Below are 20,612 nucleotides of genomic sequence, written 5' to 3' on the forward strand. Positions count from 1 at the left end.
AGAATGGGGAGCCCGTGCGCAACGGCGCTCGGTGCTCCTCGGTCCGTCCACTCGCGCGCGAGAATGGGGCCATGGCCACTTCTCTGCTGCTGCTCGCGGACACCCACCTGCCCAAGCGCGCCAAGGACCTGCCCGCTCAGGTGTGGCGCGAGGTCGAGGCCGCGGACGTCGTCGTGCACGCAGGTGACTGGGTGGACCTGGCCACGTTCGAGGCGCTGCGCGAGCGCTCCCGCCGGCTGGTCTGCGTGTGGGGCAACAACGACGGGCCGGAGCTGCGCGCCGAGATGCCGGAGACCGCCCGCTGGGAGCTCGAGGGCCTGCGCTGGGCCATGACCCACGAGACCGGGGAGAAGCAGGGCCGGGAGAAGCGCATGGACGCCGCGTTCCCGGGCACGGACGTGCTGGTGTTCGGCCACAGCCACATCCCGTGGGACACCGTGGCACCCTCCGGCATGCGGCTGCTGAACCCGGGATCCCCCACGGACCGGCGGCGTCAGCCGCACTGCACGTACATGCGCGTGACCGCGGACGCCGGTTCGCTCACGGACGTGGAGCTCGTGGAGCTGCCGCGGCGCTGAGGCGAGGGCGTGCGGCTGCGTGAGCATGCGTCGTCGTGCCCCGCCTGCCTGTGGCGGGGGGCGGGGCTCGGTGGAACCGGGCACCGGGCGGACCGTCACCGGGCACCGGGCGGACCGTCACCGGGGGCCGGCGGTCCGGCAGAGCGGGGGCACTCGCTCCGGGGAGCGGCTGTGAAGGATGTCACTGCCGCTAGGCTGGGCGGAGCCGAACCGGCGGTTGCCTGCCGGTGACCCCTGAGCCCGCACCCCAGGAGCACCACATGCCCGCCGAGACCCCGGCCGCACCTGTCCCCTCCACTGCCGTGCGGCGCCGACCCCGCAGCACCCTGCCCCGGCAGCTCACGCTGGGCGGGCTGGCGGGCTGGCGGGCGGGTTCCGTTCCACCACCGGCCGGTTCCTGAAGTACCAGGTGCTGGCCGCGGTGCTGGTGGGGCTCGTGATCCTGCCGCTGTTCCGGCTGGCACTGACCGGGCTCATCCACTGGTCCGGGCGCAGTGCGATCTCCAGCGGGGACTACGTCTCGTTCCTGCTCTCGGTGCAGGGCATCGCGCTGGTGCTCGTGGGGCTGCTGGTGCTGAGCCTGCTGATCGTCGTCAACATCAACGGCCTCATGCTGATCGCCGCGGACAGCCTCAAGGGCAACCACCGGGCCACGCTGTGGGGCGACCTCAGGGCCGCGCTGGCCTCGTTCCCCCGGTTCCTGCAGCCGGCGGGGCTGCTCATCCTCGCGTACGTGGGGCTGGTGGTGCCGCTCACGGGCATGGGCTTCGGGCTGTCCGCGCTGAGCGGGCTGCGGATCCCGAACTTCATCACCAGCGTGATCTACGCCAACCCGCTGTACCTGAGTGGGCACACCGCGCTGATCATCCTCCTGGCGGTGGTGGGGGTGCTCAGCATCTTCGTCTTCCACGCGGTGCTGCTGCGGGGGACCACCGTATGGGGTGGCTTCCGCTTCTCGTGGCGGCTGGTGCGTCAGCAGGCGCGGCTGTTCTTCCTGGGACTGCTGCCGCGCCTGGTGGTGCTGTTCCTGGACTACGACCTCATCCGGTACATCGAGGACAAGCACCCGGAGATCGAGACCGGCTACCCGTTCTACTTCAGCGTGGGCGAGGACGAGATGCTCGTGCGCGACTACCTCATCCTGGAGGAGGACGCCGCCACCCCGGAGCGGATCGCGCGGATCCACGCCGGGGGCAAGAAGGCCGTGGTGTGGACCGTGAACACCAGGGAGTCCATGGAGAAGTTCCTGGGCTCGGAGGCCGACGGGCTGATCACGGACCACGTCACGCAGGTCAAGGACACCGAGGAGGAGATGGCCCACCGCACGGACCTGCAGCGGGTGGTGGACACACTGTTCGTGGGGTGAGGCAGCCTCGTCCAACGGCGACGGCGACGGCGACGGCGCGTGGTCGCGGTGGGCGCGCGGGTGGGCCGGGGTTTTCCTGGGGCGGCGGCCTGCCCGCTCGCGGTGGGCCGGCGGGTCAGCAGTCGGCGCGGTATCCGAGGCGCGAGGTCAGCGGTCCCTGCCCACGACGAACCGCGACAGCCAGGTGGCCAGCACGCACAGCAGCCCGCCGACGGCCAGCATGGCGGTGACCATGCACATCATGGCGAGCCCGATAGGCACGCCCCCGGAGGCGCCGAGCGCATCTACCTGCAGCCACGTGAAGAAGACGGCGAAACCGAGCAGGCCCACGGCGGTGAGCGTCAGGGAGAACTTCATGGCGGGTTGCACGGCGGCTCCTCACGGCGGGGGTGTGCTTCAGGGTAGTCCCCCGGTGGCCGCGCTCCTACAGTGGGTTCCATGAGGCTCTTCGCCGCCGCCCACCCTCCCCGCGCCGCCCGGGAGCACCTGGTGCGAGCCATGGGCGAGGTGCGGGACATGACCGGCACCGCCCTGCGCTGGGGTGATCCCGAGCAGTGGCACCTGACCCTCGCGTTCTACGGGGACCAGGCGGAGGGGGCCGTGCCCGATCTCTCGGAGCACCTGCGGGAGGTCGCCCGCTCGTTCCCGCCGCTGCGGGTGAGCCTGCACGGGGCGGGCTCTTTCTCCGGCACCACGCTCTGGGTGGGGGTGGCCGGTCAGACCGCCGAGCTGACCGAGCTGATGCACGCGTGCTCCCTGGACCCTGATGAACGTGCCCGTCAGCGCGCGCACCTCACCGTGGCCCGCACCTCGCGCACCGAGCGTGCGCGCCAGGCCAAGGAACGACGCCGCGGCTCACGCGTCCGCGCGCACACCGGCCCCGAGCTCGCGCACGTGGTGCACGCGCTGTCCGTGTACGAGGGCCCGGAGTGGACCGTGGGGGAGATCCGCCTGGTGTCCTCGGAACTGGGGGAGGGGCGGTCGGGAGGGGCGCTGCACACCTCCGTGGAACGTCATCCACTGTCCGGCGTCTGATCCTGCCGGGCCCGGGGCACCTACGCTGGAACGCATGGCCCAGAGCACGCGCACACCCCGTTCCAGCACGTGGCTGTGGATCCTGGTGGCCGCCGCGGTGCTCACCCAGACCGGGCTGAACCTCTTCCGCCCCATCACGTCCTACAAGCTGCTGGGCCTCGGTGCGGACCCCGTGGTCATCGGCCTCACCACCGCCGCCTACGCCCTGCTGCCCCTGGTCACCGCCGTGTGGCTGGGCAGGATGTCCGACCGGATCCCGCAGCTGCGCCTGCTGATCCTCGCGGGCGTGGGGTTCCTGGCGCTGGCCGGGGTGGGGCTCGCGCTCGCGAACTCCGTGTGGTTCGTGTTCGCCGCCAGCGCGGTGCTGGGCATGGGTCACCTGTGCTTCACGATCGGCGGGCAGACGGCGATCGCCCGCTACGCCGCGGACCGGGACCTGGACAAGGGTTTCGGGTGGTTCACCGCCGCGTTCTCCGCGGGCCAGATGATCGGCCCGGCGCTCGGCGGGTGGATCGTGGGCCACGGCTCGGACGTCGCCTCCCCGGAACGCCTCGCCGCGGTGAACGAGAGCCTGTGGATCGGCGTGCTCGTCACGGTTGCCGCCGCACCGCTGCTGGCCTTCCGCCTGGGCCCCGCCTCGCGCCGCCCCGGTGCAGGGGCGCCCCCCGACGACGACGCCGCAGCGGGCCCCACACCCCACGGCACCTCGGTTCCGGACACCTCCGCGTCGGCGTCCGGCACCCCCGGGACCGGTGTGGCGTCCGGGGCCGGGGGTTCGACCCCGGAGGGAGCGACCGGGGGGTCACCCGCCGCACCGTCCGGCGGGGACGACGCCCCGAGCGCCGCCAAGCGCGCACCACGCGCCGACGAGCGGCCCGACGTGCTGCGCATCCTCCGGGCCCCGGGGGTCATGTCCAACATGGTGGCGTCCCTGTCCCTGCTGGCCATGATCGACATCCTCACCGCGTTCCTGCCGCTCGTGGGCGAGGAGGCGGGAGTGGCCCCCTCCGTGGTGGGTGTGCTCCTGGGGGCCCGCGGACTGGCGTCGATCGTGTCCCGCCTGCTGCTGCCGCTGCTGTCCGGGAGGTTCTCGCGCCGCGCGCTGCTGATCGCGAGCCTGCTGGCCTCCGGGCTGGCGCTGATCGTGCCCCCGCTGTTCCTGGACAGCTTCTGGTGGGCCGCCCTCTTCCTGGCCGTGGGCGGGTTCTTCCTGGGCCTGGGCCAGCCCCTGACCATGACCCTGATCTCCACCGCAGTCCCGGGCACATGGCGCGGCTCGGCGCTCGCGGTGCGGCTCATGGGGAACCGGCTGGGGCAGGTGATCCTCCCCGTGGCCGCCGGCGCGGTGGCCGCCCCGTTCGGTCCGGGTGGTGCCATCTGGCTCACGTGCGCGCTGCTCGTCGCCAGCGGTGTGGAGAAAGCGGTGCGACGACCGCGGGAGGGGTAGAGCGGCGTCGTCGTCCTAATGCTCTGCCGGACGGGGGAGACGAGAGGGCCGTAGCGGCGCGCAGGCCGGCGTGTCCGAGCCGTCGGCCGATCCCAGGAAGGGTCGCCCCGCTGCCCGTCCCCGCCGCGGCGGCTGGCCGGAGATGCGCTCCGCACGAGATGCGCGTCACACCCGGCACGTAGCATGGCCTCACGATCACCGGCGGGGTTCCGCCCCGCTCCGACGCGCCTCGGGAGGCTCCCTCATGACCCAGCAGCACGGCTCCGACTTCCTGGACGCGTTCGCGCAGATGTCCCGCAACGGCGGGCTCGAGTCCGGCGGGGTCGAGCGGCAGGCGGCCACCGAGGCGGACGGGCTGAACAGGCAGTGGTTCGCGGGCTGGCTCACGGCGCGCGGCGCCACGGTGCACTACGACGCCGTCGGCAACCAGTTCGGCCTGTTCGAGCACACGCCCGGCGCTCCCTACGTGCTGGTGGGATCGCACCTGGACTCGCAGCCGCGGGCCGGGCGGTTCGACGGCGCGTACGGCGTGCTCGCGGGGGCGCACGCGTGTGCGGAACTGTTCCGTGCGGCGTCGTCGGGAGAGGTGGCGCTGAACCGGAACCTGTGCGTCGTGAACTGGTTCAACGAGGAGGGCTGCCGGTTCAAGCCGTCCATGATGGGCAGCTCCGTGTACACGGGCAAGCGGGACCTGGAGGAGACGCTCGAGGTCCGGGACACCGCCGGGGTGAGCGTGCGCGAGGCGCTGGACGCCCTCGGCCAGCGCGGTGAGGACAGCATCCCGGAGGCCACCGCGTACCTGGAGCTGCACATCCAGCAGGGCAAGTCCATGGAGGAGGACGGCTTCACCATTGGTCTGGTGGAGGCCACGTGGGGCGTGCGCAAGTACGAGTTCCTGGTGCTCGGGGAGCAGGCGCACACCGGGTCCACGCTCATCGAGGACCGCAAGGACGCGCTGCTCGGGGCGTCGCTGCTGATCGCCTCGGCGCGGAAGGTGGCGCTGGAGCACGACGTCATCACGTCCTGCGGGGAGCTGCTGATCGAGCCCAACTCCCCGGTGGCCGTGGCCCGCGAGGCCCGCCTGGTGATCGACCTCCGCAGCCCGGACGCCGAGCGCCTGACCGCCGCGGACGAGCACTTTGCCCGGGAGGTGGAGGAGGCCGCCCGGGCCGCGAACGTGGAAATTCAGACCGTGAACCGCCACGCGTGGGACGTGCTGGAGTACGCCCCGGAGGGTCTGGCGCTCGCGCAGGAGGTCGTGACGGAGCTGGACCTGCCGCACACCCGGATCATGACACTGGCCGGCCACGACTCCACCAACGTGAAAGATGTGCTGCCCACCGTGATGCTGTTCGTGCCCTCCCACAAGGGGATCACGCACAACGAGTACGAGTTCACGTCGGACGAGGACATGCTCGCCGGGCTGGAGATGCTCACGGCCACGCTGCGCAGGGTGGCGCAGGGTGAGCTGGGCTGAGCCGACGTGCAGGGCGGGGTGAGGCGGAGCGGGCGCGAGCGGCGTCGTCGTCCCTGCCATTCCGGGCGGGTGCCCGATGGGTGTGGTCCCGGTCATAGAGTGGGGAGGAACCCCGACCCTAGGAGGACCCCGTGACCGATCCCCTGCCCCTGGACGGCGTGCTCGTCGCCGACTTCTCGCGCGTGCTCGCCGGGCCGCTGTGCACCATGACGCTCGCGGACCTGGGTGCGCGCGTGATCAAGGTGGAGCGCCCCGGCAGCGGGGACGACACCCGGCACTGGGGCCCGCCGTTCTCCGAGACAGGGCCCACGTACTACGAGTCCGTGAACCGCAACAAGGAGTCCGTGTGCCTGGACCTGCGGGAGGACGAGGGCCGCGAGCTCGCGCGCGAACTCGCCCTGCGCGCGGACGTGGTGGTGGAGAACTTCAAGCCCGGTGGCATGGCGAAGCTTGGTCTGGGCTACGACGAGATCTCTGTGGAGAACCCCGGGGTGGTCTTCGTGTCCGTCTCGGGCTTCGGCACCGCGGGCGGCGCGCACCTGGCCGGCTACGACTTCCTGGTGCAGGCCGTGGGCGGGCTCATGAGCATCACCGGCCGCGCGGACGGCGAGCCCACCAAGGCGGGCGTCGCGCTCGTGGACGTGCTCACCGCCAAGGACGCCACGATCGGCACGCTCGCAGCGCTCGAACAACGACGCCGCACGGGCCGCGGCGCGCACATCGACGTCAGTCTGCTCTCCAGCCTGCAGGGCGCGCTGGTGAACCAGGGCCAGGCGTACCTGGGGGCCGGAAAGGTGCCGCAGCGGATGGGCAACGACCACCCGTCGATCGTGCCGTACCAGCTGCTGCAGTGCTCGGACGCGCCCCTGGCCGTGACGGTGGGCAACGACCGCCAGTTCCGGAAGTTCACCGAGGTGCTCGGCATCCCCGAGACCGCCGAGGACGAGCGCTACGCGAGCAACGGCGCCCGCGTGGACCACCGGGAGGAGCTCACCGCACTGCTCGAGGAGGCCCTGGCCGCGCGCACCGCCTCCGAGTGGCAGGAGGCCCTGACCGAGGTGGGAGTGCCCGCGGGCAAGGTGGGCGGCATCGACGAGGGCGTGGCCCTGGCCGAGGAGCTCGGGCTGGAACCGACCGTGGACGTCCAGGACCGCACGGGCACGACCGTGGGCCGCCAGTTCCGCCATCCGGCGCATTGGACCCCGCCGCTGGCGTCCCCCACACAGGCCCCGCCGCAGCTGGGCGAGGACACCGAGACCGTCACCAAGTGGCTGCGGCAGCCCCGGGAACGGCAGATGTGAGAAATCAGGCTCGGCACCCGGCTACGCGCAATGTGTCCGCAGTCATACAGTGGACCCATGAGTGAACTGATTCCCGTGGACGTCATGGACCTGGTGAGCTTCGACTCCCTGCTGTCCGAAGAAGAGATCGCGCTGCGCGCGAAGGTGCGCGAGTTCGTGGATGCCACCATCAAGCCGAACATCGCCGAGTGGTACGACAACGCCGTCTTCCCGCTTGAGATCGTGCCGGAGATGGCCAAGCTGGGCCTGCTCGGCATGCACCTCAAGGGCTACGGCTGCGCGGGCCGCTCCGCCGTGGAGTACGGCCTGGCCGGTGCGGAGCTGGAGGCCGGGGATTCCGGTCTGCGCACGTTCGTGTCCGTGCAGGGCTCGCTGGCCATGAGCGCCATCTACAAGTGGGGCTCCGAGGAGCAGAAGCAGCAGTGGCTGCCGCGGATGGCCGCCGGTGAGGCCATCGGCTGCTTCGGGCTGACCGAGCCCACCGCGGGCTCCGACCCCTCGTCCATGAAGACCTTCGCCCGCAAGGACGGCGAGGACTGGGTCATCAACGGCGCCAAGCGCTGGATCGGGCTGGCCAGCGTGGCCAAGGTGGCCGTGATCTGGGCGCAGACCGACGACGGGATCCGCGGTTTCGTGGTCCCCACCGACACCCCGGGCTTCAAGGCCACGCCCATCACGGCCAAGCTGTCCATGCGCGCGTCCATCCAGTGCGACATCGAGCTCACGGACGTCCGCCTCCCCGCCTCCGCCATGCTGCCCGAGGCCAAGGGTCTGCGCGGTCCGTTCTCGTGCCTCAACGAGGCCCGCTACGGCATCATCTGGGGTGCCATGGGTGCCGCGCGCGACTCCTTCGAGGCCGCTCTGGCGTACTCGCAGGAGCGCATGCAGTTCGACCGCCCGCTCTCCGGCTACCAGATGACGCAGCAGAAGCTCGTGAACATGGCGTTGGAGATCGACAAGGGCTTCCTGCTCGCCCTGCAGCTCGGGCGCCTCAAGGACGCCGGAAAGCTGCAGAACCACCAGATCTCGGTGGGCAAGCTCAACAACTGCCGCGAGGCCATCAAGATCGCCCGCGAGGCCCGCACCATCCTGGGCGGCAACGGCGTCACCCTGGACTACTCGCCGCTGCGCCACGCCAACAACCTGGAGTCCGTGCGCACCTACGAGGGCACGGACGAGGTGCACTCCCTGATCCTGGGCCAGCAGCTCACGGGGGTGGGCGCGTTCCGCTGAGTCCCCGTGTGACGAACCGGGTGCCTCCCACGGGGGTACCCGGTTTTTCATGTATCCGCATCTTTTTCGTGGAACGACGACGCCGGGTCGGCCGTTCCCGGGGCCTCGTTATGCGTCGCGGTCGTGGTGGGTCAGGGCGGGGCCACGGAACTCGGCCAGCCCGGGGCGCAGCGGGCGAGCAGCGGCGCCCCCAGGACCGGTTCGCGGTCCAGGAGGGTCACGGACAGGCCCTGCCCCTGCAGCAGTTCCGCCACCCGCTGGCCCACCGCGGACCCGGTGAGCCCTCCGCCCACGACCACGGGCAGGGGTTCGGCCATGGCGCGCGCCACCGTGAGCACGAGGTCCGCGAGGTGCTCCGCGGCCGCAGCCGTCAGCGCGGCCGCCACGGCGTCCCCGGAGGTGGCCAGCTCGCACACGGGGCGCGCGAGCCCTGCCCAGTGGGACCGGTCCGGAAGGTCGTGGAACGCGCCGATCAGGTCGGTGGGCTCGGCCACTCCGGCGTGCTCCAGCACCACCCGGGTGAGTGCGTCCTCCTCGCCCCCGGCAGCGGATTGCTGGGCCCGCCGCAGCACCCGGCGCACGGCCTCCCGGCCGATCCAGTAGCCGCTGCCCTCGTCACCGAGCAGGTATCCCCAGCCGCCGGCGCGCACCTCGCGGCCGGAGGCGTCCACACCCCAGGCCACCGATCCGGTTCCCGCGATGAGCGCGATCCCGGACGTGTGACCACCCGCGGCGAGGATCAGCCGGGTGTCGTGTACCGCCGTCACGGGAGTGCCCGGGTCCAGGGAACCGGCGGAACGGATGAGACCGGCCAGCCGGGCGGCGTCGTGCGCGGTGTCCACGCCGCCGGAGCCCGCGACCACAGGTGTGGCGGGGGAGGCCCCGAGCTCCGTCAGGACGGACGCCAGGCACGCGCGTGCCTGCTCCGCAGGGACGTTCTGCACGTTCGCGGACCCGGCGCGCGCCTCGCGCACGGGTGTCCGCCCGCGGAACAGGACGCCGCGCGTGTGGGAGCCACCGATGTCCAGGCCCACGAGGAACTCACCCGTGCTGCCCGCGTCATTGAGGCCCGGGTGACGGGCCCCGCCAGGACCGGTGAATCCGGTCCCACCAGGGCCCGGTCCCGCGGGCTCTGCACTCACCGCGGCGGCCGGGTCAGTTCGAGACCTGCACCTCGCCCATCTCCTCCCAGCCGTCCCCCTCGACCTGGCGGGAGATGATGCGCGGGGTCTTCACCAGGTACTGCGGGAACTGCTCGGTCATCTTCCGGAAGTGCTCCGAGTTCACGTGCGCCTCGGCGGCGTCCTCCTCGAAGGCCTCCACCAGCACGTACTCGTTCGGGTTCTCCAGGCTGCGGGACCACTCGAACCACTTGTTGCCGGGCTCCTGGCGGGTGGCCTCGGTGAACTCGGCCACGAGCTCCGGCCAACGCTCCACGTACTCGTCCTTGGCCTCGAACTTGACCACGATAAAGATCATTTTCTGCTCCTGGTGCTACGTGTCTCGAAGGGTGCGTTGTCGCAGTCCAGTATAGGAGCGCCCCCGGTGTCATGCGGCGTCACGGGTTGCCGGGCGCGTGCGGACCGTGGGCTAGCGTGCAGACATGAGCAGCCCAGCAATCCAGGATCCCGTGACCCCCAAGCAGCGCCGCACCGCGCGTCGCGCCGTGGTGGCGTCCTCGGTCGGCAACGCGCTCGAGTGGTTCGACATCATCGTCTACTCGTCCTTGGCCGTGGTGATCTCCCACCTGTTCTTCGAGTCCGAGTCCGTGGGCAGGGTCACGGGCACCCTGCTGACCCTGGGCACGTTCGCCGTGTCCTACCTGATCCGCCCGATCGGTGCGCTCGTGCTGGGCTCCTACGCGGACCGTCACGGGCGCCGCCCGGCCCTGACCATCACGATCGGGCTCATGATGCTGGGCACGCTCATCATGCTCGTGGCCCCCACCGCCGCCGTGATCGGCCCAGCCGCGGCGCTGCTGATCCTCCTGGCCCGGCTCATCCAGGGCTTCTCCGCGGGCGGCGAGTTCGGCACGGCCACCGCGTTCCTCATCGAGAACGCCCCGGACAAGCGCGCCTTCTACGGCTCGTGGCAGGTGGCCACCCAGGGCGTGTCCATGTTCCTGGCCTCCGCGTTCGGCTTCGGCCTGCACACCCTGATCAGCGAGGAGGCCCTCTACTCGTGGGGCTGGCGCATGCCCTACCTGTTCGGGCTGCTCATCGGGCCCGTGGGCCTGTTCATCCGGCTGTACATGGACGAAACCCCGGACTTCCGCGAGCTGCAGGACGAACGCGCGCGGGCGGCGTCGTCCCCCGGCGCGCGGACCGGGCAGGCGGGCACGACGACGCCGCGCGGGCGCCGCGGGCCCCTCGCCCAGACCATCGTGCACTCCGCGGGCCGGTGGCTCACCGCGTCCGGCGTGGTGGGGCTGGCCTCGATGTCCGTCTACACGATCCTGTTCATGCCCACGTTCTCCATCCAGAACCTGGACCTGCCCTCGTGGGCGGCGTACGTGGGAGGGATCGTGGCCGGCCTCGTGACCCTGGTGGGCTCACCGTTTGTGGGGCGTCTCGCGGACCGGGTGGGCTGCGGCAGGGTCATGCTGGTGGCCGCCGTGGTGGGTGTGCTGGCCGTCTACCCGCTGTTCGTGTGGCTCGTGGCCGTTCCCACGGTGGCCACCCTGACCGCCGTGCAGGTGGTGCTGGGGCTGATCATGGCGCTGTACTTCGGGCCCATGCCCGCGCTGCTGAGCGAGATGTTCCCCACCGCCATCCGCACCACGGGCATGTCCATCGCGTACAACGTGGGGGTCACCGTGTTCGGCGGCTTCGCCCCGCTGGTGCTCGCGTGGCTGATTTCCGCAACCGGTTCCCTGACCTCCCCGAGCATCTACTACGCCGCGGTGGCGGCGCTGTCCCTGGGGAGCCTGCTGATCGCCCGCCGCCGCTACGGGGTGCGCTGAGCGGTCCGGGCATGCGAAAGGCCCCCGTCGTGACGACGAGGGCCTTCCGGTTGAAAGGTTGCGGGTGCGGAGCTCAGCCCAGCCCGTCCTTCAGGTTCTTGCCGGCGTCCTTGACGTTCTCCACGGACTGCTTGGCGCCACCGGACATCTTGTCTGCAGCGCCTTCGGCCTGCAGGTCGCGGTTGTCCGTGGCGTCGCCGACCTTCTCCTTGGCGGCACCGGTTGCCTTCTCCGCAGCATTGCTGATCTTGTCACCGAGTCCCATAGACACTTCCTTCCGTGGAGCGAACAGGTGCTCACAATGTAGTCCCGCGCGGAATCGATGGGAAGACATGGACGGGGGCTTTCCTCCGGGGGCGAACTGCGCGCGGTCCTCACGGCCCCGTCCCCCCGGTCACTGGTAGGAGACGAACCAGGGCTTGGGGGTGATCCCGAAGGTCTGCTGCGGGGTGTACATGGGGGTGTCCTCGTCGTAGAAGTTCTTCCACGCCATGCGGATGCCCTTCGGCAGCCCCTCCTGCAGGGCGTTCCACGTGCCCGTCTTGAGGTCGGGGGTGCCGTGGCCGTCCGCGTGCAGCACGAACGCCAGCTCGGGGTGCTGCGTGTTGATCGCCTCGCGGTTCTGGATCATGGACATCGAGAACTGGTGCAGGAGCAGGGTCTTCTGCGGCAGCCGGTTGTCCCGGGTGAGCGCGGCCAGCCAGTCCGAGGTCCTGTTGATCTCCGCGGCGTCCACGGAGCCGATCTGCTGCAGGGGCAGCTGTCCCGGGGCCAGGCGCCACTCGGGATCCAGGGCCAGGCCCACGTTCGGGTGCTTGAGCAGCTCCTCGTACTGCTTGGCCTGCGTGAGGAAGTCCGCCTGCCCGGGCTGCAGGTCCAGCACCACGTAGACGTCGTTCTTCTCCGCGGCCTCCACGTAGGGCTTGAGCTGCTCCACGGTGGATTCCGTGGAGTAGTTGCCGTCCGGGCCCGGTTCCGAGGACGCCGTGGTGGCGATGATCTCGAACGCGGGGACCACCTTCTCCTCGCTGTACGGCTCGTAGCTCTTGGCCAGTTCCTTGACCCGCGTCACGGACGCCTCGGGCCCCTGCTCGCCCAGTGCCCCCAGCCCGGGGGTGCCCGGGTGCCCGTACAGCGCCACGAAACGGCGGTCCGGGAACAGCTCCGTGCCCCCGCCGATCAGCTCGGCCGGCTCCTCGGGGGTCGGGGTGGCACTCGTCTCCTGGGACGACGACGCCGCGTCCCCGCCCGCGTCGTCGTGGTTTTCCGCGGGGCCTCCGCCGCAGCCCGAGAGCAGCAGGAGGGCACAGAGCGCGGACGCGAGAGGGACGGAACGGGAACGCATCGGGGGAACACCTCGATCGTGATGGGGACAGGGGGTGTACCGCGCAGGGGCCGCGGATGGAAACCACGGTACGCGCCCGAGCCGCGAAATTCGCGGATGGGAAGGGCGGATCGCGGCGCCCGTGCAAGGATGAGCCAAACATCACCACGGTGCGAGGTGTTCATGAGTACTGCATCCGGCCCCACTCCCAGCGAACCGCCTTCGGGCCGTCCGGAGGGCTCGCCGACCAGCACCCCCTCCTGGAAGACCGCTGTCCCGGCGCGCGAGGGTGTCCCCGTGGGGGTCGCTGTGGCGCTCGCCGCGGTCGGGGGCCTCGTGCTCCTGCTGGTGATCGCCCTGCTCGCCTACCTGGTCGTCAGGACCGTGGAGGTCGGAGGCGGGGAGGACCCGGCTCCGGTGGTCACGCAGGACGGGACGGCCGAAGAGACGTCCACGCCGGCGGCGTCGTCGGCGCAGGAGGCACAGACCCCGGCGGCGTCGAAGCAACCGGCGGAGAGCGCGTCGACCCACGCACCGGTGGCTATCGAGGGCGCCCGGGCGCTCGGGGTGCCGAGCGGCAAACCCCTCTTCCGCAGGACCGGGACGTTCGCGAAGACCTCGATCAACGACGAGGACGAGAACGCCATCCCCGTCCCCGCGCACGACGGCCCCGTCCTCGTGGTCTGGAGCTCCACGGGTTCCGGTCGGGGAACACTGTTCGTGAACGGCCACGAGAAGAAGGGCGGCGAGCTCTCGGCGTCCCTGCCGATCGTGCGTCCGGGAACATCCGGAACGGGACTCATCAACACCGGGGGCTACCAGCGGACCACGGGCGTCCTCTACGCCCAGGGCAGCGAGGGTGTGAGCTGGGAGGTGCGGGGCCATGCGCTCTCGGACGTTCCCACGGTGGAACGGGGCAGGCCCGTCACGGGCAAGGGGCCCCGCGTGTTCCGCGTACCGGCGGGCGCGGCGGCCGACTACCGGCTCAGCGTTAGCGGTTCCGAGGACAGCGACACCCCCGATGTGAAGGTCTTCGCCGCGCAGGACCTCTCCCTGAGCGAGCAGCACGGGTATGGCCGGGCGCCCGCGGACCTGAAGGTAGCCGTGGGTGACGGCGAGAAGGTCGTGGTGGTGGAGTCCGGGCAGGAGTGGAGCTTCTCGCCCCGGTAGTCCTCGGTGATCCCCGGCGCGTGCCGATGATGCCCGGTGAGCCCCGATGATCTTCGGAGAGCCCCTGTGCGCGCCTGCGAGCCCCGGTGAACGCCCGTGGACCCAGGTGAGTGCCTTTGGACCCCGGCGAGTGCCTGTGGGTCCCGGTGGGTGGCGCCGGGAGCAGCAGCGGGCAGGGGCCCGGGCGGGCTCAGTCCGAGAGGATCGTCTTCAGGACGGTCGCCTGGCTGATGTCCACGGCCTTGGACGCCGTGAGCAGCGTCAACCGCTTGCCCTTCACGCTGTCCCGAAGCTTCTGCAGCCCCTCCTTGCCCTCCCCGGACTCCAGCTCCTTGCGGTACCGGCTGGAGAACTCCTCGAACTTCTCGGGGTCGTGGCCGTACCACTTGCGCAGTTCGGTGGAGGGCGACACCTCCTTGTTCCAGTCGTCCAGGTGCGCGTCCGCCTTGCGGATGCCCCGGGGCCACACGCGGTCGACCAGCACACGGGTGCCGTCGTTCTGCGCGGGCTCGTCATAGATCCGTTTCACGACAACGTCCATGCCCCCGGTATACACCCCATGACGTCGCCCGGCGCGCCTCCACCCCCGTGCAAAGTGCAGCTTTGCCACTTTCGCCGCCGAAAACGGCAAAAGCTGCACAATATCTGCGGGCCGTCAGGGGGCGGGGTCGGGCGCACGGGGGCGACGCCGCCCGCGCGGGCCCGCGCCGAGGTGCGCCTGCCGGGGTGGCCCGCGGCGGCGTCGTCGCCGGATCAGCCCCGCGGGCGCAGGACGGTGTTCGGCAGTTCCGGTGCGGGCAGCGGGTCCGGCTGGCCGGGCGGGAACGTGCCGAACTGCGGGAAGGGGCGGCCGTCGTCGTAGGCGGTGCCGAGCAGCTCGTCGAGCTCTGCCCCGCCCACCGGCTGCCCGGCGCGGTCCGGCGCCAGCGGCGAGTCCGGACCCGGCGCCACGAGGCCCATCTCCTCCATGTAGGCCCGCCGCCAGGTCTCGATCTCCTCGTGGGAGCGGCCCACGAAGTTCCACCACATCAAGATCTGCTCGTGCAGGGGCGCCCCGCCGATGAGCAGGACCGTGGCGGCGTCCTCCCCCGTGGTCAGGCGCAGGCGGAAACGGCCCGTGCCGGTGAACCCGATGCCGTGCCGGGGGATCTCCACCCCGTCCAGGGAGAGCGGGCCGTCCACGCACAGCGCGCCGTGCTCGTGCTCGGGCGGCACGTCGATCTCCACGGTGGTGCGCGGTTCGATCCGCAGCTCCGCGCCCGTGAGCGGCAACCGCGTGGCGATGGGGGAGGTGGTCCCGAGCAGCGAGCCGATGAACACGCGCGCGGAGAACCCCTCGCCGCTCACCGGCTCGGGGCGGTGGGTGTCCAGGCTCGGCTCCCCGAAGCGGTCCGCGTCCGGGAACGCGTACCAGAGCTGCACGCCGTGGAGCACGCTGGTGTCGGCCGTGGAGAACTCGGAGTGGGTGATCCCGCGTCCGGCGTTCATGAGGTCCACCTCGCCCGGGCGCACGGTGGCCCAGTTCCCGGCGGAGTCCACGTGGTCGATGCGCCCCTCGAACAGCCAGGACACGGTGGCCAGCCCGGTGTGGGGGTGGCGGGCGACCTTCATCCCGCCGGTCGCGGCGACGTCGTCCGGGCCGTAGGAGTCCAGGAAGCACCACGCGCCGATCAGCGAGCGGCCCTTCTGCGGCAGGGTGCGCCGCACGGTCATCCCGCGCGGCCCGCCCAGGGGCACGTCCCGGGGTTCGAGGATCTCCACGGGCCCGTCCTGCCCGTCCACCACGACGACGCCGCTGCGCAGCCCACCGCGGACGGGTGCGGCTCCCGGGCGGCACACGGTGGGCTGCGGGTTCTTCTCGGGGTTGCTCACCGTTCGCCCCCGGTCCGGTCCCGCCCGGCGCCCGACGTCCAGGGGGTGGGCTGGTCGGAGCGGTCGCCCGGGAGTGCCCGGGCAGTCCCGGACGGGTCCGGGGTCGAGGCGCCGGCGTCCTCCCCGGTGTCGCGCCCGGCCACCCACTTCTGGAACACGGCCGAGTCCTGCTCTCCCAGGCCGGCGTCCACGAGCTGGCGCGCGGCGTCGAGCAGGGGCCCGCCCAGGACGGAGCGCGTGCCGGAGGCGCGGGCGGCGTCGAGGTAGGCGGAGACGTCCTTGTGCACGAACGATGCCCGCGCGGAGACCTCGTAGTCGTGGGCCACGAGCTTGGGAGTCTTGTCCTCCAGGATCACGGACCCGGCGTAGCCGCCGCCCATCAGCTCCAGCAGCTCGGCGAGGTCCAGCCCGGCGCGCTCGGCCACCACGGACGCCTCGGACAGCGCGACGATCTCCGCCGCGCACACCAGCTGGTTGCACGCCTTGGCCACCTGGCCCGCGCCCAGCGGCCCCAGGTGGACGGGCCGCCCGCACGCCGCGAGCACCTCGAGGGCCAGGGCCGCCGCGCGGTCCTCGCCGCCCACCATGATGGACAGCTCACCCCGCACCGCGCCCGCCTCGCCCCCGGACACCGGGGCATCCACGAGGGCGAGGTCCGGGTGCTCGCGGTGCCAGCGGGCGACGTCCTCCGGGGACACGGTGGAGCCGACCGCGATGACGACGCCGCCGCGCCCGGCCTCCCGCTGCGCCGCCCCCTCCGCGAGGTGCGGCAGCAGCGTGTCGATCTCGGGAGCGCCCGGGACCATGAGGAGCACGAGGTCCGCCTGGCCTGCCATGTGGCGGGGGTCGTCCACGGGGCGCGCACCCTCGGTCTTGTGGAGGCTGTGGTGCAGCACCACCACGTCGTGGCCCGCGGCCACCAGGTGCGCGGTCATGGGGGCGCCCATGGCGCCCAGGCCGATGACGCCCACGGTGCGGGGGGTGGTGGTCATGGTTGCTCCTGCGGTCGAGGCCGGTGGAGGTCCATTGTGACCCGCGCGGGCGGTTTCCCGGGAGGACACGCCCCGACGATTAGATAAAAACGATTCTCATCTGATGCTACGGGGCTTCCATGCAGAGAACCTCTCCCCACCGTGGATCCGTCCGTCCGGGCGCCGTGCCCTCCCCCTCCGTCCGCAGACGACCTGTGCCGCTGACCGTGGCTGCCCTGGGGGCGACCGCGCTGCTGCTGAGCGGGTGCGCGCAGGGTGGCGGAGCGGCGGCGTCGTCCTCGGGGAGCCCGGCCGAGGAGACGACGCCGTCCGTGAAGGAGGTCTCGCACCTGGACCCGCGCGCGGTGGTCTCCTACGACGGCGGGCTGCTGAGCGTGGACACCGAGTCCGGGGAGGTGGTCGAGGACGTGAAGCAGGACGGCTTCCTACGGCTCAACAACGCCGGGATGGGCGGCACGTGATGGTCTCGGACGGGGGCCGGTTCCGGGTGTTCGACACCGGGCTGGAGGCCCGGGCGCACGGTGACCACTTCCACTACCACGAGTCCGCACCCGCGCTGACGGGCCGCGCCTTCGAGGCTCCGCACGCGGGGCACGTGGTGGCCCACGCCGGCGCGACCACGCTGTTCGGCGACGGGGACGGATCCATCCAGACCGTCGAGTGGCCCGCGCTGCGCGGTGCGGACGGCGGCGCGGTGGAGCGGAAGAAGGCGCAGGCTCCGCACCACGGCGTGGCGCTGAGGCTCGCCGACGGCTCCCTGTTGACCACCCAGGGTACCGAGGCCAAGCGGCACACCGTACAGGCGCTCGCCCCGGACGGGTCCGTCAGGGCCGGGACCACCGACTGCCCCGGCGTGCACGGGGAGGCCGCGGCGGCGTCCGGCACGAGCACGGACACCGTCATGGTCGGCTGCGAGAACGGGCCCGTGGTCTACCGGGACGGGGCGTTCCACAAGGTCCCCGTGAAGGACGCCTACGCGCGCTCCGGGAACCTGGCGGGCTCGGAGGCGTCCCCGATCGTGCTCGGCGACTACAAGGTGGACAAGGACGCGGAGCACGAGCACCCCACCCGTGTGGCCCTGTTCGACACCCGCAACGACACCCACCGGCTCGTGGAACTGGGCTCCTCCTGCTGGTTCCGTTCCCTCGCGCGCGGACCCCACGGCGAGGGACTCGTGCTGACCTATGACGGCACGCTCGCCGTGATCGACCAGAACACCGGGAAGATCACGCAGCGGATCGCGGTGATCGAGCCGTGGCAGGAGAAGGAGGACTGGCAGCAGCCTGGCCCGGCCGTGAAGGTCGCCGAGGGCAAGGCCTACGTCACGGACGCCGAGCACCGGAAGCTGCACGTGGTGGACCTCTCCTCGGGCACGGTGGCCAGGACCGTCGACCTGCCGCACACCCCGGTGGAGCTGGCGGTGACCACGGGCCGGTCCGAGGTTCCGGGTGGCGAGGGGCACGGCGACTGAGGCCGCGCCCGCGCGCGGCGCCGGAGATGACGACGCCGCCCGGGAGGGTTCCTGGGCGGCGTCGCCGGGGTGTTGTGGAGGGGTGGGGTCCGGAGGAGGGGTTCAATAATGAACAGCAATCATTTAGAGTGATCCCAGTTACTCACCGTCGCGGCCCCACCTCACCTGGGTGGCGCGCAAGCCGGACGAGACAGCCACAGCGAGGAGACTTCCCATGTCGGACATGCTGCAGAACTTCATCAACGGACGATTCGTCCCCGCCAAGGGGCAGGACCGGATCGACATCAAGAACCCCACCGACGGTTCCGTGGTGGCGGTGTCCCCGGTGTCGAACGAGGAGGACGTCAACGACGCCTTCGAGGCCGCGGTCGCCGCGTCCAAGGCGTGGGGCCGGACCACCCCGGCCGAACGCCAGAACGCGCTGCTGGCGCTCGCGGACGCGCTGCGGGACAACAAGGACGAGATTGTGGAGGCGCAGCACCGCAACACCGGGCAGCCCCGCGCCCAGATCAGCGCGGAGGAGGTGGACGCCGGTGTCGACAACCTCCGGTTCTTCGCCGGGGCCGCCCGCACCCTGGAGGGGCGGGCCGCCAGCGAGTACATGACGGACCACACCTCTTATGTGCGGCGTGAGCCCGTGGGTGTGGTCGCGCAGGTCACCCCCTGGAACTACCCGCTGCTGATGGGGATCTGGAAGATCGGCCCCGCGCTCGCCGCGGGCAACACCATCGTGCTCAAGCCCAGCGACACCACCCCCGAGTCCACCCTGGTGGTCGCCCGTCTCGCCGGTGAGATCCTGCCCCCGGGCGTCTTCAACGTGGTCCTGGGCGACGGCGGCACCGGGCAGCTCATGACCCGCCACCCCGCGCCCGCCATGGTCTCGATCACCGGTTCGGTCCGGGCCGGGCGCGCCGTGGCGCGCGGCGCCGCCGACGGTCTCAAGCGGGCCCACCTGGAGCTCGGTGGCAAGGCCCCCGCCGTCGTGTTCGCGGACGCGGACCTGGAGCGCGCGGCGGAGCAGCTGATCGCCTTCGGCACCTTCAACGCCGGGCAGGACTGCACCGCGGTCACGCGCATCCTGGTGGAGGACAGCGCCCACGACCGGCTCGTGGAGCTGCTCGCCAAGTACGCCGAGGCCGCGAGGACCGGCTCCGCGGACGACTCCGAGAACGACTTCGGCCCGCTCATCAACGAGCGCCACTACGCGGACGTCTGCCAGAAGCTGGAGAACATCCCGTCCCACGCCACCGTGGTGACCGGTGGCAGGCCCGTGGCCGACACCCCGGGGTTCTTCGTGGAGCCCACCGTGATCACCGGGCTGCGCCAGGACGACCAGCTGGTGCAGGAGGAGACGTTCGGCCCGGTCCTCACCGTGCAGCGCTTCAGCACCCCGGAAGAGGCCGTGGAGCTCGCCAACGACGTCTCCTACGCCCTGGCCTCGAGCGTCTGGACCTCCGACCACGGCACGGCCATGCGGGTCAGCCGGGAGCTCGACTTCGGGTGCGTCTGGGTCAACACCCACGTGGTGTTCGTGGCCGAGATGCCGCACGGCGGGTTCAAGAACTCCGGCTACGGCAAGGACCTCTCCATCTACTCGGTGGAGGAGTACACCCGTGTGAAGCACGTGATGCACTCCCTGGAGGCGTAGCCGGGTGTCACCGCGCCGTGGTGAGTTCCGACAGCCGTGCGCGCAGCCCGTGCAGCATCGCGTCCAGCGCCAGCTGGAAGGCGCGGTCTGCCGGGGAGAGCGCAGGCGGCGTCGTCGCGTGCTCGTCACGGTGCTGCACCGCGGCGGCGAAGTTCGGGGCGGCGTCGCGCAGGGCGCCGGGGTCGAAGATGTGCGGTGGGGCCACGGAGTCGTAGGCCGAGCCGAACACCAGGGACTCCACCGAGACGATGGCGTCCACGATCCACTCGCGCGGCCACCCGGCCTCCGAGAGCGCGGCGGTGACCGTCTCGTACATCCGCAGGGTGTGGGGCGAGTCCGCCACCGGCATGACCGCGATGACCGCGATCAGCGGGATGTTGCGGGAGTAGACCTCCCGGTAGGACCAGGCCCAGCGCTCCAGGGCCCGGTCCCAGGGCTCGGAGAGGAACCCGGAGCAGTCGATCTCCTGGTTGATCCGGTCCTGGAGCAGGATCAGGATCTCCCGTTTGGAGCCCACGTGGTTGTAGAGGGCGGAGGTGGAGACGCCCAGCTGCCGGGCCAGGGCCGCCATGGTCAGGGCGCGGTAGCCGTGGGACTGGATGATCAGCAGGGCGGCGTCCCCGATTCTCCGCTGGGTCAGCACGGGTGCCGTGGGTCGTCCTCGGCCTCGCCCTGATCTCACGTCACTCACAACACGGTCCTCCGCCCATCGCTCCTACTCCGGCCGCACCGCCGG

22 protein-coding genes are annotated in these 20,612 nt (G+C 71.5%); 13 read left to right on the forward strand and 9 right to left on the reverse strand.

Features of this window, described 5'->3' with window-relative positions:
- Positions 1 to 71 precede the first annotated feature (71 nt).
- The 3 genes from KRH_RS00300 (at position 72) to KRH_RS00305 (ending at position 1,944) form a co-directional block, all read left to right on the forward strand.
- On the forward strand, positions 72 to 578 hold the full coding sequence (locus KRH_RS00300; protein ID WP_012397138.1) for a metallophosphoesterase family protein: 507 nt from the start codon (positions 72 to 74) through the stop codon (positions 576 to 578).
- Between the two features lie 260 nt (positions 579 to 838).
- The gene (locus KRH_RS12360) at positions 839 to 979 is read left to right on the forward strand and encodes a hypothetical protein (protein WP_158301515.1); all 141 of its coding nucleotides are present in this window, start codon (positions 839 to 841) and stop codon (positions 977 to 979) included.
- Between the two features lie 8 nt (positions 980 to 987).
- The gene (locus KRH_RS00305) at positions 988 to 1,944 is read left to right on the forward strand and encodes a glycerophosphoryl diester phosphodiesterase membrane domain-containing protein (protein WP_012397140.1); all 957 of its coding nucleotides are present in this window, start codon (positions 988 to 990) and stop codon (positions 1,942 to 1,944) included.
- 147 nt (positions 1,945 to 2,091) lie between these two features.
- Here the strand turns inward: KRH_RS00305 and KRH_RS00310 are convergent, their stop codons facing one another.
- Positions 2,092 to 2,313: a hypothetical protein gene (locus KRH_RS00310; RefSeq protein WP_012397141.1), complete on the reverse strand. Its 222-nt coding sequence runs from the start codon at positions 2,311 to 2,313 to the stop codon at positions 2,092 to 2,094.
- A gap of 69 nt (positions 2,314 to 2,382) precedes the next feature.
- Here KRH_RS00310 and thpR point away from each other — a divergent pair, with 69 nt between their 5' ends.
- The 5 genes from thpR to KRH_RS00335 all read left to right on the forward strand — a co-directional run bounded on the left by thpR (position 2,383) and on the right by KRH_RS00335 (position 8,437).
- A complete protein-coding gene (thpR, locus tag KRH_RS00315) occupies positions 2,383 to 2,979 on the forward strand; it encodes an RNA 2',3'-cyclic phosphodiesterase (RefSeq protein WP_012397142.1) in 597 nt (198 codons plus the stop codon).
- Between the two features lie 34 nt (positions 2,980 to 3,013).
- Complete coding sequence (locus KRH_RS00320) at positions 3,014 to 4,426, forward strand: MFS transporter (protein WP_012397143.1); 1,413 nt, start codon at positions 3,014 to 3,016, stop codon at positions 4,424 to 4,426.
- Positions 4,427 to 4,670: 244 nt separating this feature from the next.
- Positions 4,671 to 5,903: a M20 family metallo-hydrolase gene (locus KRH_RS00325; protein ID WP_012397144.1), complete on the forward strand. Its 1,233-nt coding sequence runs from the start codon at positions 4,671 to 4,673 to the stop codon at positions 5,901 to 5,903.
- A gap of 131 nt (positions 5,904 to 6,034) precedes the next feature.
- Positions 6,035 to 7,204, forward strand: coding sequence for a CaiB/BaiF CoA transferase family protein (locus KRH_RS00330; RefSeq protein WP_012397145.1), 1,170 nt, complete (start codon positions 6,035 to 6,037; stop codon positions 7,202 to 7,204).
- Positions 7,205 to 7,234: 30 nt separating this feature from the next.
- On the forward strand, positions 7,235 to 8,437 hold the full coding sequence (locus KRH_RS00335) for an acyl-CoA dehydrogenase family protein (RefSeq protein ID WP_012397146.1): 1,203 nt from the start codon (positions 7,235 to 7,237) through the stop codon (positions 8,435 to 8,437).
- 131 nt (positions 8,438 to 8,568) lie between these two features.
- Here the strand turns inward: KRH_RS00335 and KRH_RS00340 are convergent, their stop codons facing one another.
- A complete protein-coding gene (locus KRH_RS00340; protein ID WP_050738015.1) occupies positions 8,569 to 9,471 on the reverse strand; it encodes an N-acetylglucosamine kinase in 903 nt (300 codons plus the stop codon).
- Between the two features lie 121 nt (positions 9,472 to 9,592).
- Positions 9,593 to 9,916: a putative quinol monooxygenase gene (locus tag KRH_RS00345; protein WP_012397148.1), complete on the reverse strand. Its 324-nt coding sequence runs from the start codon at positions 9,914 to 9,916 to the stop codon at positions 9,593 to 9,595.
- 124 nt (positions 9,917 to 10,040) lie between these two features.
- Between KRH_RS00345 and KRH_RS00350 the strand changes: the two genes are divergently transcribed.
- Positions 10,041 to 11,399, forward strand: a complete 1,359-nt coding sequence (locus KRH_RS00350) for an MFS transporter (RefSeq protein ID WP_012397149.1) — start codon at positions 10,041 to 10,043, stop codon at positions 11,397 to 11,399.
- Between the two features lie 73 nt (positions 11,400 to 11,472).
- Here KRH_RS00350 and KRH_RS00355 read toward each other — a convergent pair whose 3' ends face one another.
- Together KRH_RS00355 and KRH_RS00360 are read right to left on the reverse strand one after the other, a co-directional pair.
- Positions 11,473 to 11,664 carry a CsbD family protein gene (locus KRH_RS00355; RefSeq protein WP_012397150.1) on the reverse strand — a complete coding sequence of 64 codons (192 nt, stop codon included), beginning with the start codon at positions 11,662 to 11,664 and terminating at the stop codon, positions 11,473 to 11,475.
- Positions 11,665 to 11,793: 129 nt separating this feature from the next.
- A complete protein-coding gene (locus KRH_RS00360) occupies positions 11,794 to 12,744 on the reverse strand; it encodes a hypothetical protein (RefSeq protein WP_012397151.1) in 951 nt (316 codons plus the stop codon).
- 162 nt (positions 12,745 to 12,906) lie between these two features.
- On the opposite strand from KRH_RS00360, the gene KRH_RS00365 reads away from it, so the two are divergent.
- On the forward strand, positions 12,907 to 13,893 hold the full coding sequence (locus KRH_RS00365; protein ID WP_148202428.1) for a hypothetical protein: 987 nt from the start codon (positions 12,907 to 12,909) through the stop codon (positions 13,891 to 13,893).
- A 190-nt stretch (positions 13,894 to 14,083) separates the two neighbouring features.
- Here the strand turns inward: KRH_RS00365 and KRH_RS00370 are convergent, their stop codons facing one another.
- The 3 genes from KRH_RS00370 to KRH_RS00380 all read right to left on the reverse strand — a co-directional run bounded on the left by KRH_RS00370 (position 14,084) and on the right by KRH_RS00380 (position 16,757).
- Positions 14,084 to 14,434, reverse strand: coding sequence for a DUF488 domain-containing protein (locus KRH_RS00370; RefSeq protein WP_012397153.1), 351 nt, complete (start codon positions 14,432 to 14,434; stop codon positions 14,084 to 14,086).
- A 212-nt stretch (positions 14,435 to 14,646) separates the two neighbouring features.
- Positions 14,647 to 15,765 carry a pirin family protein gene (locus KRH_RS00375; RefSeq protein WP_012397154.1) on the reverse strand — a complete coding sequence of 373 codons (1,119 nt, stop codon included), beginning with the start codon at positions 15,763 to 15,765 and terminating at the stop codon, positions 14,647 to 14,649.
- A complete protein-coding gene (locus KRH_RS00380) occupies positions 15,762 to 16,757 on the reverse strand; it encodes an NAD(P)-dependent oxidoreductase (protein ID WP_012397155.1) in 996 nt (331 codons plus the stop codon). Before KRH_RS00380 ends, KRH_RS00375 begins: the two co-directional genes overlap by 4 nt.
- Before the next feature lie 194 nt (positions 16,758 to 16,951).
- On the opposite strand from KRH_RS00380, the gene KRH_RS12495 reads away from it, so the two are divergent.
- The 3 genes from KRH_RS12495 to KRH_RS00390 all read left to right on the forward strand — a co-directional run bounded on the left by KRH_RS12495 (position 16,952) and on the right by KRH_RS00390 (position 19,876).
- Positions 16,952 to 17,218 carry a hypothetical protein gene (locus tag KRH_RS12495; protein WP_050738016.1) on the forward strand — a complete coding sequence of 89 codons (267 nt, stop codon included), beginning with the start codon at positions 16,952 to 16,954 and terminating at the stop codon, positions 17,216 to 17,218.
- Positions 17,218 to 18,228: a hypothetical protein gene (locus KRH_RS00385; RefSeq protein WP_387696433.1), complete on the forward strand. Its 1,011-nt coding sequence runs from the start codon at positions 17,218 to 17,220 to the stop codon at positions 18,226 to 18,228. Before KRH_RS12495 ends, KRH_RS00385 begins: the two co-directional genes overlap by 1 nt.
- Positions 18,229 to 18,442: 214 nt before the next feature.
- Positions 18,443 to 19,876 (forward strand): aminobutyraldehyde dehydrogenase, encoded by a 1,434-nt coding sequence (locus KRH_RS00390; RefSeq protein WP_012397158.1) that lies wholly within the window; start codon positions 18,443 to 18,445, stop codon positions 19,874 to 19,876.
- A gap of 7 nt (positions 19,877 to 19,883) precedes the next feature.
- On the opposite strand, the gene KRH_RS00395 is transcribed toward KRH_RS00390, so the two are convergent.
- Positions 19,884 to 20,567 carry a TetR/AcrR family transcriptional regulator gene (locus KRH_RS00395; RefSeq protein WP_012397159.1) on the reverse strand — a complete coding sequence of 228 codons (684 nt, stop codon included), beginning with the start codon at positions 20,565 to 20,567 and terminating at the stop codon, positions 19,884 to 19,886.
- Positions 20,568 to 20,612 lie beyond the last annotated feature (45 nt).

Origin of the sequence: Kocuria rhizophila DC2201 (genome assembly GCF_000010285.1) — a bacterium.
In the GTDB taxonomy this organism is placed as follows: Bacteria; Actinomycetota; Actinomycetes; order Actinomycetales; family Micrococcaceae; genus Kocuria; species Kocuria rhizophila_A.